This window comes from Citrobacter sp. Cpo090 (assembly GCF_030332665.1).
Taxonomy (GTDB): Bacteria; Pseudomonadota; Gammaproteobacteria; order Enterobacterales; family Enterobacteriaceae; genus Citrobacter; species Citrobacter portucalensis.
In genome coordinates, this window is the sequence record NZ_JAOWHK010000038.1 from 174,287 (window position 1) to 191,988 (window position 17,702).

At 52.2% G+C, this 17,702-nt stretch carries 11 protein-coding genes; 8 read left to right on the plus strand and 3 right to left on the minus strand.

Features of this window, described 5'->3' with window-relative positions; all coding sequences use genetic code 11:
- The first annotated feature begins 107 nt into the window (after nucleotides 1–107).
- Nucleotides 108–2,954, plus strand: a complete 2,847-nt coding sequence (gene rcsC, locus OGY83_RS23270) for a two-component system sensor histidine kinase RcsC (protein ID WP_286637002.1) — start codon at nucleotides 108–110, stop codon at nucleotides 2,952–2,954.
- A gap of 118 nt (nucleotides 2,955–3,072) precedes the next feature.
- Here rcsC and rcsB read toward each other — a convergent pair whose 3' ends face one another.
- Together rcsB and rcsD are read right to left on the minus strand one after the other, a co-directional pair.
- Nucleotides 3,073–3,723 carry a response regulator transcription factor RcsB gene (gene rcsB / locus OGY83_RS23275; protein WP_003027592.1) on the minus strand — a complete coding sequence of 217 codons (651 nt, stop codon included), beginning with the start codon at nucleotides 3,721–3,723 and terminating at the stop codon, nucleotides 3,073–3,075.
- 16 nt (nucleotides 3,724–3,739) lie between these two features.
- A complete protein-coding gene (gene rcsD, locus OGY83_RS23280; protein WP_123267592.1) occupies nucleotides 3,740–6,409 on the minus strand; it encodes a phosphotransferase RcsD in 2,670 nt (889 codons plus the stop codon).
- Between the two features lie 737 nt (nucleotides 6,410–7,146).
- Here rcsD and OGY83_RS23285 point away from each other — a divergent pair.
- The 6 genes from OGY83_RS23285 (at nucleotide 7,147) to mgtE (ending at nucleotide 14,469) form a co-directional block, all read left to right on the plus strand.
- On the plus strand, nucleotides 7,147–8,247 hold the full coding sequence (locus tag OGY83_RS23285) for a porin OmpC (protein ID WP_191214237.1): 1,101 nt from the start codon (nucleotides 7,147–7,149) through the stop codon (nucleotides 8,245–8,247).
- A 114-nt stretch (nucleotides 8,248–8,361) separates the two neighbouring features.
- Nucleotides 8,362–9,414, plus strand: a complete 1,053-nt coding sequence (gene apbE, locus OGY83_RS23290; protein ID WP_286637003.1) for an FAD:protein FMN transferase ApbE — start codon at nucleotides 8,362–8,364, stop codon at nucleotides 9,412–9,414.
- A 79-nt stretch (nucleotides 9,415–9,493) separates the two neighbouring features.
- Complete coding sequence (gene ada / locus OGY83_RS23295) at nucleotides 9,494–10,558, plus strand: bifunctional DNA-binding transcriptional regulator/O6-methylguanine-DNA methyltransferase Ada (RefSeq protein ID WP_079937675.1); 1,065 nt, start codon at nucleotides 9,494–9,496, stop codon at nucleotides 10,556–10,558.
- Nucleotides 10,558–11,208, plus strand: coding sequence for a DNA oxidative demethylase AlkB (gene alkB / locus OGY83_RS23300; protein WP_194210577.1), 651 nt, complete (start codon nucleotides 10,558–10,560; stop codon nucleotides 11,206–11,208). Before ada ends, alkB begins: the two co-directional genes overlap by 1 nt.
- 75 nt (nucleotides 11,209–11,283) lie before the next feature.
- Nucleotides 11,284–12,927 carry a multidrug ABC transporter permease/ATP-binding protein gene (locus OGY83_RS23305; RefSeq protein WP_123267588.1) on the plus strand — a complete coding sequence of 548 codons (1,644 nt, stop codon included), beginning with the start codon at nucleotides 11,284–11,286 and terminating at the stop codon, nucleotides 12,925–12,927.
- 105 nt (nucleotides 12,928–13,032) lie between these two features.
- Nucleotides 13,033–14,469, plus strand: a complete 1,437-nt coding sequence (gene mgtE / locus OGY83_RS23310) for a magnesium transporter (protein ID WP_079937672.1) — start codon at nucleotides 13,033–13,035, stop codon at nucleotides 14,467–14,469.
- Here the strand turns inward: mgtE and OGY83_RS23315 are convergent.
- Nucleotides 14,432–15,679 (minus strand): SulP family inorganic anion transporter, encoded by a 1,248-nt coding sequence (locus tag OGY83_RS23315; protein WP_286637004.1) that lies wholly within the window; start codon nucleotides 15,677–15,679, stop codon nucleotides 14,432–14,434. The genes mgtE and OGY83_RS23315 overlap by 38 nt on opposite strands.
- Nucleotides 15,680–15,957: 278 nt before the next feature.
- Here OGY83_RS23315 and mqo point away from each other — a divergent pair, with 278 nt between their 5' ends.
- The gene (gene mqo, locus OGY83_RS23320) at nucleotides 15,958–17,619 is read left to right on the plus strand and encodes a malate dehydrogenase (quinone) (protein ID WP_286637005.1); all 1,662 of its coding nucleotides are present in this window, start codon (nucleotides 15,958–15,960) and stop codon (nucleotides 17,617–17,619) included.
- Nucleotides 17,620–17,702 lie beyond the last annotated feature (83 nt).

A 17,702-nucleotide genomic window follows, 5' to 3' on the forward strand; every position in this document is an offset into this window, starting at 1 on the left:
TCAGAGCGGTGTATCATATTCCCGTAAAGAGAGAGCATTGCGACGCCGGACATTTACCGCTACCTTAACCACACTCTATTAATGCCCTGAGGCGGAGCTTCGCCCCTTTGAAATACCTTGCTTCCGTTCATTCAACCCTAAAAGTCTCACGCTACCTGTTCAGAGCGTTGGCGCTCGTTGTCTGGTGTCTGATTGCGTTTGCCTCCGTGTTCTACATTGTGAATGCGCTGCACCAGCGAGAGTCTGAGATCCATCAGGAGCTTAATCTCAGCTCCGATCAGGCCCAGCGCTATATTCAGCGCACATCAGATGTCATTAAAGAGCTGAAATATATTGCCGAGAATCGCTTAACGGCGGAAAACGGCGTGATGTCTCTGCGGGCGCGGGATGATAAAACCGTCGTGCCTAATTTTGAGCCGCTGTTTGCCGACTCCGACTGTTCAGTAATGGGTAACGCCTGGCGAGGTTCTCTGGAATCACTGGCATGGTTTATGCGCTACTGGCGCGACAACTTTTCCGCCGCCTATGATTTAAATCGTGTGTTCCTGATCGGTAGCGACAACCTCTGTATGGCCAATTTCGGCTTGCGTGATATGCCCGTCGAACGTGACGAGGCCCTGAAGGCACTGCATGAGCGCATTATTAAGTATCGCAATGCTACGCAAGACGAAAACGGCAACAACTTGTTCTGGATCAGCCAGGGGCCTCGTCCGGGAGTAGGGTATTTCTATGCGCTGACGCCGGTTTACCTCGCCAATCGCCTCCAGGCGCTGTTGGGCGTAGAGCAGCCTATTCGCATGGAGAATTTCTTCACCCCGGGCAGTTTACCGATGGGCGTGACCATCCTCGACGAAAATGGGCATGCGCTAATTTCTCTCACCGGCCCTGAAGGGAATATTAAGGCTGAGCCTCACTGGATGCAGGAGCGCTCCTGGTTTGGCTACACGCCGGGTTTCCGCGAGCTGGTATTGAAGAAGAATCTGCCTCCGTCCTCCCTGAGCATCGTGTATTCCGTTCCGGTCGATCTGGTGCTGGAGCGGATCCGCATGATGATCCTGAACGCTATCTTGTTGAACGTGCTGGTCGGCGCGGCATTGTTTATGCTCACGCGCATGTATGAACGGCGCATTTTTATTCCAGCGGAAAGCGATGCTCAGCGGCTGGAAGAACATGAGCAGTTTAACCGTAAAATCGTAGCTTCTGCGCCGGTGGGTATCTGTATTCTGCGCACGATGGATGGCATTAACATCCTGAGTAACGAACTGGCGCACACCTATCTGAACATGCTGACGCATGAAGACCGTCAGCGGTTAACGCAAATTATTTGCGGCCAACAGGTCAATTTTGTTGATGTACTGACCAGCAACAATACCAATCTGCAAATCAGCTTTGTGCACTCGCGCTATCGCAATGAAAACGTGGCAATTTGTGTCCTGGTTGATGTCAGTGCGCGCGTTAAAATGGAAGAGTCGTTGCAGGAGATGGCACAGGCGGCGGAACAGGCTAGCCAGTCTAAATCGATGTTCCTCGCGACGGTGAGCCATGAGCTACGTACACCGTTGTATGGCATTATCGGTAACCTTGATTTGTTGCAAACCAAAGAGTTACCGAGTGGGGTGGATCGTCTGGTAACGGCGATGAATAACTCATCCAGCCTGCTGCTGAAAATTATCAGCGATATTCTCGACTTCTCAAAAATTGAATCTGAACAGCTGAAGATTGAACCGCGAGAGTTTTCACCACGTGAAGTCATGAACCATATTACGGCCAACTATTTGCCGCTGGTGGTCCGTAAGCAGTTGGGGTTGTACTGCTTTATCGATCCGGATGTGCCCGTGGCGTTGAATGGCGATCCGATGCGTTTACAACAGGTGATTTCTAATCTGCTGAGTAACGCAATCAAGTTTACCGATACCGGTTGTATTGTGCTGCACGTGCAGTGCAACGGTGACTACCTGAGCATTCGTGTGCGTGATACCGGTGTAGGGATCCCTGCCAAAGAGGTGGTTCGGTTGTTCGATCCTTTCTTCCAGGTGGGAACTGGCGTACAGCGTAATTTCCAGGGAACGGGACTCGGTTTGGCGATCTGTGAAAAACTGATCAGCATGATGGATGGGGATATTTCCGTCGATTCCGAGCCGGGAATGGGTAGCCAGTTTACGCTGCGTATTCCGCTTTATGGCGCACAGTATCCGCTGAAAAAGAGTGTTGACGGATTGGCTGGCACGCGTTGCTGGCTGGCAGTACGTAATGCGTCACTGTACCAATTTCTCGAATCCAGCCTGACGCGTAACGGGATGACGGTGCTGCGATATGAGGGACAACAGCCCGATGCGGATGACCTGTTGGTGGTCGACGATGTGCTGGAACAGGCCTGGCAGGGACGAGCCGCGGTGATTTTCTGCCGCCGCCATATTGGCATTCCGCTGGAAAGAGAGCCTGGAGAATGGGTACACAGCGTGGCGTCACCGCATGAACTGCCTGCGCTGTTGGCGCATATCTACAGTGTAGAGTTGGGGAGTGAAGATCTCTCCACAGCGCTGCCAGTCCCGGATAAAGCCGGTGCGACGAACGATGACATGATGATCCTGGTTGTTGACGATCACCCTATCAACCGACGCTTACTGGCCGATCAGCTGGGATCGTTGGGATATCAGTGTAAAACGGCGAATGACGGTGTGGATGCGCTCAATGTACTCAGCAAAAACCATATCGATATTGTGCTGAGTGACGTCAACATGCCAAACATGGATGGTTATCGCCTGACGCAGCGTATCCGCCAGTTAGGGTTAACGCTGCCTGTTGTGGGCGTAACGGCAAACGCGCTGGCCGAAGAGAAGCAGCGTTGTCTGGAATCAGGTATGGATAGCTGTCTGTCCAAGCCGGTGACCTTAGATGTATTGAAGCAAACGCTGACGGTCTATGCTGAAAGAGTGAGAAAAACGCGGGGATAGGGGATAAAAGAGCCGGATGGCGGCGTTAGTCTTATCTGGCCTACGAAACGTGCACGATGCTGTTTGTTCGTAGGCCTGATAAACGCAGCGCCATCAGGCATTTTGACGTGATAAAGAATTACTCTTTGTCTGACGGACTTAGCGTCACGGAGGAGAGGTAATTCAACAGTGCGATATCGTTTTCCACACCGAGCTTCATCATTGCCGATTTTTTCTGGCTGCTGATGGTTTTAATGCTGCGGTTGAGCTTTTTGGCGATCTCAGTAACCAGGAAACCTTCGGCAAACAAGCGCAGAACTTCACTCTCTTTCGGTGACAGACGTTTGTCGCCATAGCCGCTGGCGCTGATTTTCTCCAGCAGACGAGACACGCTTTCCGGGGTAAATTTCTTACCTTTCTGCAGCGCGGCCAACGCTTTTGGCAGGTCGGTTGGCGCACCTTGCTTCAGTACGATCCCTTCAATATCGAGATCCAGTACCGCACTCAGGATCGCCGGATTATTGTTCATGGTCAGAACGATAATCGACAGGCTCGGGAAATGACGCTTGATATATTTAATTAACGTGATCCCATCACCGTATTTATCTCCCGGCATGGAGAGGTCGGTAATCAACACATGCGCATCCAACTTAGGCAAATTGTTGATCAGTGCAGTGGAGTCTTCAAATTCGCCGACAACATTTACCCACTCGATTTGCTCAAGTGATTTACGAATACCGAACAGTACAATCGGGTGGTCATCGGCAATAATTACGTTCATAGTGTTCATGTATTGGGCTACCTTGCTACAGCAAGCTCTTGACGTAAACGTCAATGTCGCTGATGTATTTTTCTATACCTGGAGCATCTTTTTCTTGAATAAGATGTTCCAGCGCTTCACATAACTGCTTGCCGGGTACCAGATTAAGCATGGCAAACACGCCTTTCAGGCGATGGGCCGTTTGGGCTAACGCAGCGAAATCGCTGATAGCCGCCTCAGTATACAACCTCTTAACATCATCCGGTACTGTGTCTACAAAGAGAGCGTAGTAACCACTGGCATGAAGTTCGGCGTTTTCATCTCCGCCGAGGGGGAGTTCCTGGAACTCTTCTTGTGCCAGCTGCTCTTCAATCAGCTCAAGGACAGCTTCCTGCATAGCATTGCTCATATTAAAGTTGACGCGCAGTTGGCCAGGGCCAATTTTCCGTACGCCAGACTCATCATCGCTTAAAAGTAGGCCTGAGGCAGTAAGATTAGACGGATTATCCGTTAAAAAGAGATCATATTCTTGACTATTCAACCGTTCATCGGGCGTGATGCAGGTTGCCCCCCAGTTTTCCAGCTGACGTAATACAATGCTACGTACGTCATTTGAGGTGACATCAACCATTACGCAGACGTCATCCAACAGGCGCTCTTCACTATCAGCATGTTGATCGTGCAGCGGCATTTTAACATGGACAATATAACGTGTTCCAAGTTCTTCCCGCGCTTTGATATTCAGGTGTCCGCCAAGCTTACGGGCTAACTGATCGCACAACCAGAACGTCAGCGGGTTGGCTTTGCCATACCGATCGCCCTGCGTGTCATTAATGAATGGGAAATGGAGATTATCAACTTCATGCAATGTGACGCCTTCCCCGGTATCCAGAATGCGGAAGGTCAGGCGTTCAGCCTCTGACTCATCCTGGTCGACTTCCAGCGTGATTTTACCAATCTGCGTGGTCGTTACCGCATATTGGATCAACAGCAGCAAAATACGGCGCAAGGCATCGCGATCGCCACGGCGTTCGTCATGGGCGCTTAGGTGATTTTTAATCAGCAGCTGCAGCCCTTTACGCTTAATAGCCGGTAGAACCTCCGGAACAACGTCGTCAATTAATGCCTGCACGGAAAACAGTGTAGATTCACCTTTCCAGGCATCGTTCTCCAGCAGGTTGGCTAGCTGGATTTCGTCTACCATGCGCACCAGAACGTCGGCCTGATTGGCCAGTTTCTGGCTGTCTGGTGTGTTGAGCGCGGCGGCATTGTCAGCCAACGTTTTTACGGGGTCTTTCAGTGCGCTGCCAATATTCTGCATAAAGGCCGCGCGAGCCTGCTGGTTTTTCTCATACAGCCGCTGTGCTTGTTTCAGCTTCTTATTGACCAGCACCTCGCGGTCCTGGTCACGAATGATAAAGATCTGCGTTCTCGGGGAGATCTGGCTGCGAAACAATCTGATTTCATACAGTTCATTATTGATGGTGGCCTGAATCACTCCCTGATGCTGTTCTGCCATATTGGTAATGTTTTGCAGATTTAAATGCGGCAGCAGGTGGTCGGCAATTTTATTGCTGATAACCGTACGGTTTGCTTCCTGATCGTGTACCAGTAATCCCAGCGGCAGAAGGGAAACAATCTCTTCATTGATTGCGCGCAGAACGCGCAGTTCATTATTTGCCGCAAGGTTTGGCGCCACTTGGGTGGAACGGGCAGGGAGATGGCGAAAGGTGGTATAGCCAAACAGCGCCAGAGCCAGCAACGCAATATTCAGCAAAAGCGGTAGCAGGATGCTTTGCAATGTGTCGAGCAGCAATGAGCCAAACGGAACCTGCCACACCAGTCGCATATCCGTTGAGTTTAGCGCCGAAGAGATCTCAATTTTACTGTTGTTGAAATTAATGCTGACGCTGTCAGGCGACTCTTTTTCATTCAGGTGCTCGGTCGTTGAGGTGGCATCAGGTTCCAGATGGAAACTGTCCAGTGGCATACCGGGCGGGATCAAGTCATTAATCGGCAGGTCAAAAGCAACAACCGTTGCCAGATGTCCTGGCTGATTAAAGGTCGTGCGTAGCGTGAAGTAATGCCCGTTCTGCCAGGCCAGACGGCGCAGCGAAGAGAAGCTTTCACGTTCATCTAGCGCATTAGCCTGTTGCAGCATCTCAGCGCGCCGGGAATCGACAATATTCCCAATCGTCGATTCTTTAAAACCGGAGGTAAGATCTTTCAGCGGTAACGTCGAGATTAGGATCAGGCTGTTGTCCTGACCATTCAGGTAATACATTGACCATGGGATGTTCTCTGCGCCCCACAACGTGTCCAGATACGTTGAAATGCGCTGGGACATTTCCAATGTAGAACTGTCATGCGAACCGAAAATCAGCGCCTCGGTCTTTCTGCGCGGCTTCTCGAGATAATAGACGTCTTGTTTCAGACGTGTTTCCTGCAGCCCTTCTGCACCCGACGAACTGGTTGAGGCGGCAATATTGTCATAGATTTGCCAGGTCACGTATCGCCAGGTATCGACCCTTTTATGAATGGCATGGGTAATATCGACAATCTGATAGCTCTTATCTTTTAACCAGGTGTTGACGGCGCTCTGGACCATCACGCCCATCATCACCAACAGCACAACGATCAGTAATAAGAAGAAACGGGTAATACTTCCTGGCAACAGGGAGAATCGGGTGGAAACCGTTGTGTCAGACTGACTCATTCGTGTTTATGACCTGTTAAACGACGCGAAAGATGAAAGGGCAGTATAAAGGGTAATGTATGAATTACCACACTTACACCGCGCCGCCTGGCCTGCATTCTTTGCGCCTGATTTTGTTGTAGCCATTACGATGCAAAGGTGTACAGAAGATAAAGGCGGGTACAAATATTCGTACGGAATGTATACATTTAGCATTAAATAACAAGAAATTATTTCTCAAACTTATATCTGATCGCGACGCCTGAGATAGTTAATAGTCGTTATAGTTTTGCATCGGTAGCACAGAAAGGTAAGTTTTGTGTAAAGAAGGGTAAAAAAAAACCGAACGCTGAGCATTCGGTTGAAATAGGGGTAAACAGACATTCATAAATGAATGACGGTAATAAATAAAGTTAATGATGATAGCGGGTCTATTTTAGTTGCGAGTGAAGATTTTGTTTTGTCATTCAGTGCTATAAGATGTTTTTGTGTAATTCGTTGATTTTGAAGATTATTTAAATGATTCTTGATTATTTGTGCTTATTTTTCCTGTTTTTTGATTTTAAAAAAGTTCCCTTGCATTAATATTTTGAAACATCTATACCGATAAATGAAACACCTTAAAAGTTTTAGTATCATATTCGTGTTGGATTATTCTGTGTTTTTGCGGAGAATGAAGTTGCCGACTGGTTAATGACCTTAATCAGTATGCAGTGGCATAAAAAAGCAATAAAGGCATATAACAGAGGGTTAATAACATGAAAGTTAAAGTACTGTCCCTCCTGGTACCAGCACTGCTGGTAGCAGGCGCAGCGAATGCGGCTGAAATTTATAACAAAGACGGCAACAAATTAGATCTGTACGGTAAAGTCGACGGTCTGCACTATTTCTCCGACAACAAAGGTGATGATGGTGACAAGACTTACATGCGTATCGGCTTCAAAGGCGAAACTCAGGTTAACGACCAACTGACCGGTTACGGCCAGTGGGAATACCAGATTCAGGGTAACGCGCCTGAATCTGAGAACAACTCCTGGACTCGTGTGGCGTTTGCGGGTCTGAAATTCGCTGACGTAGGTTCTTTCGACTACGGTCGTAACTACGGCGTAGTTTACGACGTAACGTCCTGGACCGACGTTCTGCCGGAATTCGGCGGCGACACCTACGGTTCTGACAACTTCATGCAGCAGCGTGGTAACGGCTTCGCGACCTACCGTAACACCGACTTCTTCGGTCTGGTTGATGGCCTGAACTTTGCCCTGCAGTACCAGGGTAAAAACGGTAGCCCGGAAGGCGAAGGTATGACTGGTGTGACCGGCAACGGTCGTGATGCACTGCGTCAGAATGGCGACGGCGTTGGTGGATCTATCACTTATGATATCGGTGAAGGCTTCGCACTGGGTACTGCTGTCACCAGCTCCAAACGTACTGACGAGCAGAACAAGCTGAACTTCGGTACTGGCGACCGTGCTGAAACCTATACTGGTGGTCTGAAATACGACGCAAACAACGTGTACCTGGCAGCACAGTACACCCAGACCTACAACGCAACGCGTGCAGGTAACCTGGGCTGGGCTAACAAAGCACAGAACTTCGAAGCTGTTGCGCAGTACCAGTTCGACTTCGGTCTGCGTCCGTCCGTGGCTTACCTGCAGTCCAAAGGTAAAGACCTGGACAATGGCTACGGCGACCAGGATATCCTGAAATATGTTGATGTTGGCGCAACCTACTACTTCAACAAAAACATGTCCACCTATGTTGATTACAAAATCAACCTGCTGGACGACAATCAGTTCACCCAACGTGCTGGTATCTCTACCGATGACATCGTAGCACTGGGTCTGGTTTACCAGTTCTAATCTACATTATGTCTATCAAAGGCCCTGCGGGGCCTTTTTTAATGCCGTTTTTTCGCCGTACAAACAACGATTTTTGGTGTACTCTTGCGCCCGTTCGCATGAGGATAATTACGTATGGAAATGAATTTTTATCGCGCAGCATTGCTGGCTGTGACGATCTTTTTTGTCGGGTGCGATGAGGCCCCGAAACCTGCTCAGACCACAACACCTGCCACTGTTCTGGAAGGTAAAACGATGGGCACTTTCTGGCGGGTCAGTGCGGTAGGCGTAGATGCCAAACGCGCCAGGGAACTGCAGGCCAAGATCCAGGCTCAGCTTGATGCCGATGATCAACTGCTCTCCACCTATAAAAACGATTCTGCGTTAATGCGCTTTAACCTGTCGAAAAGCCTGTCGCCGTGGCCGGTTAACGACGCCATGGCGGATATCGTGACCTCGGCGCTACGCATTGGTGCAAAAACCGATGGGGCCATGGATATCACCGTGGGGCCGTTAGTCAACCTGTGGGGCTTTGGCCCGGATCAGCAACCGTTGCATATTCCCACCCAGGGGCAAATTGATGCTGCAAAAGCGCAAACCGGACTTTCTCACCTGAAAGTGGTGAATGAAGCGCATCAGAACTACCTGCAAAAAGACTTGCCGGATCTTTATGTGGATCTCTCTACCGTTGGCGAAGGGTACGCTGCCGATCATCTGGCTCGATTGATGGAGCAAGAAGGGATCGCCCGTTATCTGGTTTCCGTTGGTGGTGCGCTGAACAGCAGGGGAATGAATGCTGAAGGGCATCCGTGGCGAGTGGCGATCCAGAAACCCACCGATCGTGAAAACGCGGTCCAGGCGATTGTCGACATTAACGGGCACGGCATTAGCACCTCCGGCAGTTACCGGAACTATTATGAGCTGGACGGTAAGCGCCTTTCCCATGTTATCGATCCGCAAACCGGTCGCCCGATCGAACATAATCTGGTGTCCGTAACGGTGATTGCGCCAACGGCGCTGGAAGCCGATGGCTGGGATACAGGATTGATGGTGCTCGGCCCGGAAAAGGCCAAAGAAGTCGTGCGTCGTGAAGGGCTGGCGGTCTATATGATTGTGAAAGAGGGCGAGGGGTTTAAAACCTGGATGTCGCCGCAGTTTAAGAGCTTTCTGGTCAGCGAAAAAAATTAAAAAGCAAGATTGCGGGTTTTTATGCCCGACGATGGGGACACACTGAGGCTAAGCGCTATGCTTAACAAAGGAGTCCGAAATGAAAAATCGTTTACGCATCACTGACGATGACCGTTGGCAGTCCGTTGTGGATCGCGACGCCGACGCTGACGGTCAGTTTGTTTTTGCCGTCCAGACCACCGGTATTTTCTGCCGTCCGTCCTGTCGGGCAAAACATGCGCTGCGCAAAAATGTCCGTTTTTTCGCCGATGCTCAGCAGGCGCAGGCTGCCGGGTTTCGCCCCTGTAAGCGCTGCCAGCCGGATAAAGACAGCGCGCAACAGCATCGGCTGGACAAAATTGCCCGCGCTTGCCAGTTGTTGGAGCAAGAGTCACCTCTTACGCTGGACGAGCTGGCACAGCAGGTGGCGATGAGCCCGTATCACTTGCATCGTCTGTTTAAAGCCACGACGGGCATGACCCCGAAAGTGTGGCAACAATCATGGCGTGCCCGCCGTCTGCGCGATGCCCTGGCGAAAGGTGTTCCGGTTACGCAGGCGATTCTCAACGCCGGATTCCCCGACAGCAGCAGCTATTACCGCAAAGCGGATCAGACGTTAGGCATGACCGCAAAGCAATTTCGTAAAGGTGGCGACAACGTTTCTGTACGCTATACCCTCGCAGATTGCGCTCTGGGTCGTTGTCTGGTGGCTGAAAGCGAGCGGGGTATCTGTGCCATCTTACTTGGTGATGATGACGCCACGTTAGCTGCGGAATTGCATGAGCTGTTTCCCGCCGCGCAGGATGTTCCTGCAGATGCCGATTTTCAGCAGCGCGTGTGCGAAGTGATCGCCGCGATCAACTCGCGTGACGCGTCGCTATCGCTACCCCTGGATATCCGGGGCACCGCATTTCAGCAGCAGGTGTGGCAGGCGCTGCGCACAATTCCGTGCGGCGAAACTGTGAGCTACCAACAGCTGGCCAGCGCCATCGGCAAACCGAAGGCGGTGCGCGCGGTGGCCAGTGCCTGTGGGGCCAACAAACTGGCGATTGTTATCCCGTGTCACCGGGTGATCCGTGGCGATGGCGCACTTTCGGGCTACCGATGGGGTATTGCGCGCAAGGCGCAGTTACTGCAACGGGAAACTACTGGCGAGGAAACATAATGCTCGATCTCTTTGCGGATGCTAAACCCTGGCAGGAGCCGCTGGCTTCAGGTGCGGTTATTCTGCGACGTTTCGCTTTTGACTCTGCGCCCACTTTACTGCAGGCGATAGCGGCTGTCGCCAGACAGTCGCCGTTTCGTCAGATGGTAACGCCCGGCGGCTATACGATGTCGGTGGCGATGACCAACTGCGGTCATCTGGGCTGGACGACGGATCAGCATGGCTATCTTTATTCTCCGTTTGATCCACTCACCGGCACGCGCTGGCCGCCGCTACCGGATGCGTTCGCTGATTTGTGCCAACAGGCGGCGACGGCGGCGGACTATGCTGATTTTCAACCCGATGCCTGCCTGATTAACCGCTACACGCCAGGGGCAAAACTGTCCTTACATCAGGATAAAGACGAGCCCGACCTGCGGGCGCCGATTGTCTCCGTGTCGTTAGGGCTGCCGGCCATCTTTCAATTTGGCGGATTGCGCCGTAATGACCCTTTAAAGCGTTTGCTGTTGGAACATGGCGATGTCGTGGTATGGGGCGGTAATTCGCGGCTGTTTTATCATGGGATCCAGCCGCTTAAAACAGGGTATCACCCATTAACCGGAGACTGTCGTTACAACCTGACGTTTCGTCAGGCGGGTAAAAAAGAATAAAAATAAGAATTATTATTGCTGTCAGCGAAGAGATGTTTAAACTGCGGGCTGTTATTACTTGTCCGGGTTGTGTGCATGGAACTTTTACTTCTTGTCTGGCGGCAGTATCGCTGGCCATTTATCAGCGTGATGGCGCTCAGCCTCGCCAGCGCCGCGTTGGGGATTGGGCTGATTGCGTTTATCAACCAGCGCTTGATTGAAACGGTCGACACCACTCTGATGGTGCTACCGGAGTTTCTTGGCCTGCTGCTGCTGTTGATGGTTGTCACTCTCGGCTCTCAGCTGGCGTTGACCACGTTGGGTCACCACTTTGTCTACCGGCTGCGTAGCGAATTTATCAAACGTATTCTCGATACCCACGTCGAGCGTATCGAACAGGTTGGCAGTGCCTCGTTGCTGGCCGGTTTAACCAGTGATATCCGCAACATCACCATCGCCTTTGTTCGTCTGCCTGAACTGGTACAGGGGATTATCCTGACCATCGGATCGGCGGCGTATCTGGCGATGCTGTCGACCAAAATGCTGCTGGTAACGGCAATCTGGATGGCAATCACCATCTGGGGCGGATTTGTGCTGGTCGCGCGGGTGTATAAACACATGGCCACCTTGCGCGAAACTGAAGACAAATTGTACAACGATTATCAGACGGTGCTGGAAGGGCGCAAAGAGCTGACGCTCAACCGCGAGCGCGCCGAGCATATCTTTAATCAGATGTACGTCCCCGATGCCAAAGAGTATCGCCACCACATTATCCGTGCCGATACCTTCCACCTGAGCGCGGTTAACTGGTCGAACATTATGATGCTGGGTGCCATTGGCCTGGTGTTCTGGATGGCTAACAGTCTGGGATGGGCTGATACCGCCGTGGCGGCGACCTATTCTCTGACGCTGTTATTCCTGCGTACGCCGCTGCTCTCTGCCGTTGGCGCGCTGCCGACACTGCTTACCGCGCAGGTGGCTTTCAATAAGCTGAATAAGTTCGCACTGGCACCTTTTAAGGCCGAATTCCCACGCCCAACCGCGTTTCCCAACTGGCAAACGCTGGAGTTGCGCAACGTGGTTTTCCACTATCAGGATAATGCGTTTTCCGTAGGGCCGGTGAATCTGACGATTCATCGCGGTGAACTGATCTTCCTGATTGGCGGCAACGGTAGCGGGAAATCTACTCTGGCGATGTTACTGACCGGTCTATACCAGCCGCAGTCAGGCGAGATATTGCTTGATGGCAAGAGCGTCGCTGTTGAAAAACCGGAAGACTATCGCAAGCTATTCTCCGCCGTGTTTACCGACGTCTGGCTGTTCGACAAACTGCTGGGGCCGGAAGGTAAAGAGGCTAATCCGCAGCTGGTCGCGAAGTGGCTGGAGCATCTGAAGATGGGTCATAAGCTGGAGCTGAGTGATGGCCGTATCCTCAATCTGAAGCTGTCGAAAGGGCAGAAGAAACGCGTGGCGCTGCTGCTGGCCCTGGCGGAGGAGCGCGATATCATTCTGCTGGATGAATGGGCTGCCGATCAGGATCCCCATTTCCGCCGCGAGTTCTACCAGGTCCTGTTACCGCTGATGCAGGAAATGGGGAAAACCATTTTCGCCATCAGCCACGACGATCACTATTTTATTCACGCCGATCGCCTGCTGGAAATGCGTAACGGACAGTTGAGTGAACTGCTGGGCGATGAGCGTGACGCCGCCTCGCGTGATGCGGTGGCTCGCACAGCCTGATCCCACGTGCCGCCGGTTTTTTAGCCACCCGGCGGCACTGTTTATTGTTATTTACATAAATCGGCATCATGATTAATGATATTTCATATCATGGATTTATGATTAATGTCCGTAATAAACAAAAATAGCGCCAGACTGCGTGATGAAGAGCGTGCGCGCCTCATCTGGCTGCTGACCACTGATAAAGCCATTATTTCAACGCTGTTGGGCAAGCTTACCCTGGCTGAGCAATATGACGTCGGTACCTTAGCCGACGATATTGCTGAGGTAGGGGCGCTGGTGGCTCACCTGCCACCGCCTGACCTGGCTGATACCCTCGAAGCTTTGCCCTCTGAAGAGCGCCATGCCCTGTGGCGACTGGTCGAAAATGAAAAGCGCGGTAACGTCTTGCTTGAGGCGTCTGAAAACGTCTGGGACGACCTGATCGATGAGATGAGCGACCGCGAGCTGCTGGATGCGCTGCAATATCTCGATATCGATGAACAGATTTATCTGGTCCAGCATCTCCCTCGTAACCTTACGGGACGACTGCTGGCGACGTTACCTGCCGAGGAGCGGGCGCGCGTCCGTCAGGTGCTGCACTACGAGAAGAATAGCGTCGGCGCGATCATGGAGTTCGAAGTCATCACCGTGCGTCCGGACGTGACGCTGGAAGTGGTGCAACGCTACCTGCGGCGGCTGGGGAAAATGCCGGAGAACACCGATAAACTTTTCGTGACCGATCGCAATAAAGTGCTGGTTGGCGAACTGACGCTAACCTGCATTTTGCTCAATGACGTGCAGCGAAAAGTCAGCGAGGTGATGGAAGATGACCCGCTCACCTTTTCTCCGGAAGATATCGCCGAAAACGCTGCGCGTACTTTCGAACGTGACAACCTGGTCAGTGCCGCGGTGGTAGATCCTTCCGGTAAACTGATGGGCCGTTTAACCATTGATGAGATCGTCGATGTGGTCTATGAAGAAACCGACACCGATCTGCGTCGAATGGGGGGCTTAAGCGCCGAAGAGGACGTGTTCGCACCTGTTACCAAAGCGGTAAAAACCCGCTGGGCATGGTTGGCCGTTAACCTCTGTACCGCCTTTATCGCCTCGCGGGTGATCGACGGCTTTGAACATACGATTTCGCAACTGGTGGCGCTGGCCTCGCTGATGCCGATAGTGGCGGGTATCGGCGGCAATACCGGGAATCAAACTATCACTATGATCGTCCGCGCGCTGGCGCTGCAAAATATTCAGCCGGGGAACCTGACGTTTCTCATCCTGCGCGAGATGGGCGTGGCGCTAATCAACGGCCTCGTGTGGGGCGGGATTATGGGCGGTATTACGTGGTGGTTGTACGATGATATGGCGCTCGGCGGTGTGATGACCCTGGCGATGATGCTCAATCTGCTGATGGCGGCGTTGATGGGGGTTATCATTCCGATGACGATGGTGAAGCTCGGGCGCGACCCGGCGGTCGGCTCGAGCGTCATGATAACCGCTATCACTGATACCGGCGGTTTCTTTATTTTTCTCGGTCTGGCGACGCTGTTTCTGATGTAGTCGCCCGTTTGCGTCTGACGATACGCGGCAGAATGAGCATCGTCATCACCCCGGCAACCACGCCAATCGCCAGGTTGCCGGTAGAAACCGTGGCAGCGACGGTCACCAGCATCACCAGCGTTTCAGTGACGGGGAGTTTCGTCAGCGTGGCGGGCTGGATGCTGTGCCAGCTGAAGGTTTTCACCGCCACAATCACCATAATTCCCGCCAGCACCGACATGGGTATTTCTGCCATCACTTCGCTTAACCCAGTGACTAACAGTAGTAATACCAGTCCGGCGGCAAACGTCGAAACGCGGCTGCGTCCTTTGCCCATCTCGACGTTAACGATGGTTTGACCAATCATCGCGCACCCGGCAATACCACCATAAAATCCGGCCAGAATATTGGCTATCCCCAGCCCGGCACTCTCGCGATTCTTATTCGACGGCGTCACCGTCAGGTCATCCACCAGACGGGCGGTTAACAGCAACTCCATCAAACCAACAAAAGCGATACTCAGCGCGCAGGGCCAGATAATCGCCAGCGTTTGCAGGTTGAGCGGAACCAACAACTGGGTGAAACCCGGCAGGCCACCGCTCATTGAACCTTCGTCACCGACGGTCGGTAACAGTTGCCCGCTGGTGACAGTGAACACGGTCAGCAGCACGATGGCGATAAGCGGTGCGGGGATTGCTTTAATAAACCTCGGAACCCACAGCACAATCAGCAGCGTCAGGACAAACAACCCCCAGATGAGCGGGCTTTTGCCCCAGAAGTGTGGAACCTGGGCAAAGAAAATCAAAATACCCAGCGCGTTAACAAAGCCGGTCATCACGGCCGTAGGGATGAATCGCATCAGACGTGCCATTCCCAATACACCAAACAGGATCTGAATCATCCCGGCCAGCACCACTGCAGGCAGGATGTATTGCACGCCGTGTTGATGCACCATCGGACCAATCACCAGCGCGACCGATCCTGCAGCGGCGGTAACCATTGCCGGACGACCACCTAAAAAAGACATCGCCAGGCACAGTACGACCGAGGCTATCAGACTGACTTTAGGATCAACGCCTGCGATCACGGAAAACGAGATCACTTCCGGGATCAGCGCCAGGGCGGTTACCACACCGGCCAGCGTTTCGCGAACCAGTAGACGAGGTTGGCACAGGACGGCGCGGGTGGCGTTGTCCGCGACTGCGGCAGAGGAATGTTGAGTTGCAGACATAGTTACACTCAGGTCAAAAATGGCCTGATACAGCAGACCGACAGGCATCCGTGCGGTGAATAGCAAAGCGCAGCATAGTACCCGTCTGATGGACTGGTTTCCAGAAATGATTGTCAATAACCGTATAAACTATCAACGTATTAATAACATTTTTAAAAATTAAATATAATTTATAAACAATATTTAATTATTTTTACTTAAGTGTTACCGTTGATGCCGCTCGATTTTCACCTGCATTAAAAGCAAAAAAGCGATACTAAAAGTAAGGCATTAACATTATGAAAAAAGTGACTGCCATGCTCTTCACCATGGCTGTAGGGCTGAACGTTGTCTCGATGGCGGCAAAAGCGAAAGCGGCGGAAGAGCAGGAAACGGATGTACTGTTGATTGGCGGCGGCATCATGAGCGCCACGCTGGGAACCTATTTACAGGAGCTGGAGCCGCAATGGTCAATGACCATGGTTGAGCGACTGGATGGTGTAGCGCAGGAAAGCTCAAACGGCTGGAATAACGCCGGAACCGGCCACTCCGCACTGATGGAGCTGAACTACACGCCTAAAAAGGCCGACGGTAGCATCAGCATTGAAAAGGCAGTCGAAATTAACGAAGCCTTCCAGATTTCCCGCCAGTTTTGGGCCTATCAGGTCAATAATGGCGTAATGCATGAACCACGCTCGTTTATCACCACCGTTCCGCACATGAGTTTTGTCTGGGGTGACGAGAACGTGAACTTCCTGCGTGCCCGTTACACCGCACTGCAGCAGAGCACGCTATTCCGTGGTATGCGCTATTCCGAAGACCAGGCGCAGATTAAAGAGTGGGCGCCGCTGGTCATGGAAGGTCGCGATCCGCAGCAGAAAGTTGCGGCCACGCGTACCGAGATTGGTACTGACGTGAACTACGGCGAAATCACGCGCCAACTGATTACCTCATTACAGAAAAAGCCCAACTTTGCGCTGCAGTTGAGCACCGAAGTGCGTGGCTTTAAGCGTAATGCCGACAATAGCTGGACGGTCACGGTCGCCGATCTGAAAAATAACGAAGCGGAACACGATATCAAGGCGAAGTTTGTCTTTATCGGTGCTGGTGGCGCTGCGCTGAAGCTGTTGCAGGAAACCGACATTCCGGAAGCGAAAGGCTATGCCGGATTCCCGGTGGGCGGGCAGTTCCTGGTTGCGGAAAACCCGGATGTGGTCAATCGCCACCTGGCGAAAGTTTACGGTCAGGCCTCCGTTGGCGCGCCGCCGATGTCCGTACCGCATATCGATACCCGTATCCTTGATGGCAAGCGCGTTGTACTGTTTGGGCCATTCGCAACATTCTCCACCAAGTTCCTGAAAAACGGTTCATTGTGGGATCTGCTCAGCTCGACCACCACCTCGAACTTTATGCCGATGGTTAACGTGGGCCTGGATAACTTCGATCTGGTGAAATATCTGGTGAGCCAGGTGATGCTCAGCGACGACGACCGTTTTGCTTCGCTGCAAGAGTATTATCCACAGGCGAAAAAAGAAGACTGGCGTTTATGGCAGGCCGGCCAGCGTGTGCAGATCATCAAAAGCGATGCGGAGAAGGGCGGCGTGCTGCGTCTGGGCACTGAAGTCGTCAGCGATAAAGAAGGCACGATTGCTGCGCTGCTGGGAGCTTCTCCGGGCGCATCAACCGCGGCACCGATCATGCTGCATCTGATGGAAAAAGTGTTTAAAGATAAAGTAGCCAGCCCAGAGTGGCAGGCGAAGCTGAAAACCATTATTCCGTCTTATGGTACTAAGCTGAACGGTAACGTTGAGGCTACGGAACAAGAGCTGCAATACACCAGTGAGGTTCTGGGTCTGAAATATGACAAGCCGCAGGTTGCTGATGAAGCGCCGAAACCACAGCTGAAACCTCAGGCACAACCGCAGCCTGAGCAGAAAGCCGTCGCGGATATCGCGCTGTAAAATAAAATGCCGGATGGCGCTGCTGCGCTTATCCGGCATTGTTCATGCGTCTGTAGGCCGAATAAGGCGGTACACCGCCATCC

Bases quoted from the DNA above. Each gene is read 5' to 3' on its own strand.
- apbE (WP_286637003.1), top strand. From the start codon at position 8,362: ATGGAAATGAATTTTTATCGCGCAGCATTGCTGGCTGTGACGATCTTT.
- OGY83_RS23305 (WP_123267588.1), top strand. From the start codon at position 11,284: ATGGAACTTTTACTTCTTGTCTGGCGGCAGTATCGCTGGCCATTTATC.
- OGY83_RS23315 (WP_286637004.1), bottom strand. From the start codon at position 15,679: ATGTCTGCAACTCAACATTCCTCTGCCGCAGTCGCGGACAACGCCACC.
- OGY83_RS23285 (WP_191214237.1), top strand. From the start codon at position 7,147: ATGAAAGTTAAAGTACTGTCCCTCCTGGTACCAGCACTGCTGGTAGCA.
- alkB (WP_194210577.1), top strand. From the start codon at position 10,558: ATGCTCGATCTCTTTGCGGATGCTAAACCCTGGCAGGAGCCGCTGGCT.
- rcsD (WP_123267592.1), bottom strand. From the start codon at position 6,409: ATGAGTCAGTCTGACACAACGGTTTCCACCCGATTCTCCCTGTTGCCA.
- rcsB (WP_003027592.1), bottom strand. From the start codon at position 3,723: ATGAACACTATGAACGTAATTATTGCCGATGACCACCCGATTGTACTG.
- ada (WP_079937675.1), top strand. From the start codon at position 9,494: ATGAAAAATCGTTTACGCATCACTGACGATGACCGTTGGCAGTCCGTT.
- mgtE (WP_079937672.1), top strand. From the start codon at position 13,033: ATGTCCGTAATAAACAAAAATAGCGCCAGACTGCGTGATGAAGAGCGT.
- mqo (WP_286637005.1), top strand. From the start codon at position 15,958: ATGAAAAAAGTGACTGCCATGCTCTTCACCATGGCTGTAGGGCTGAAC.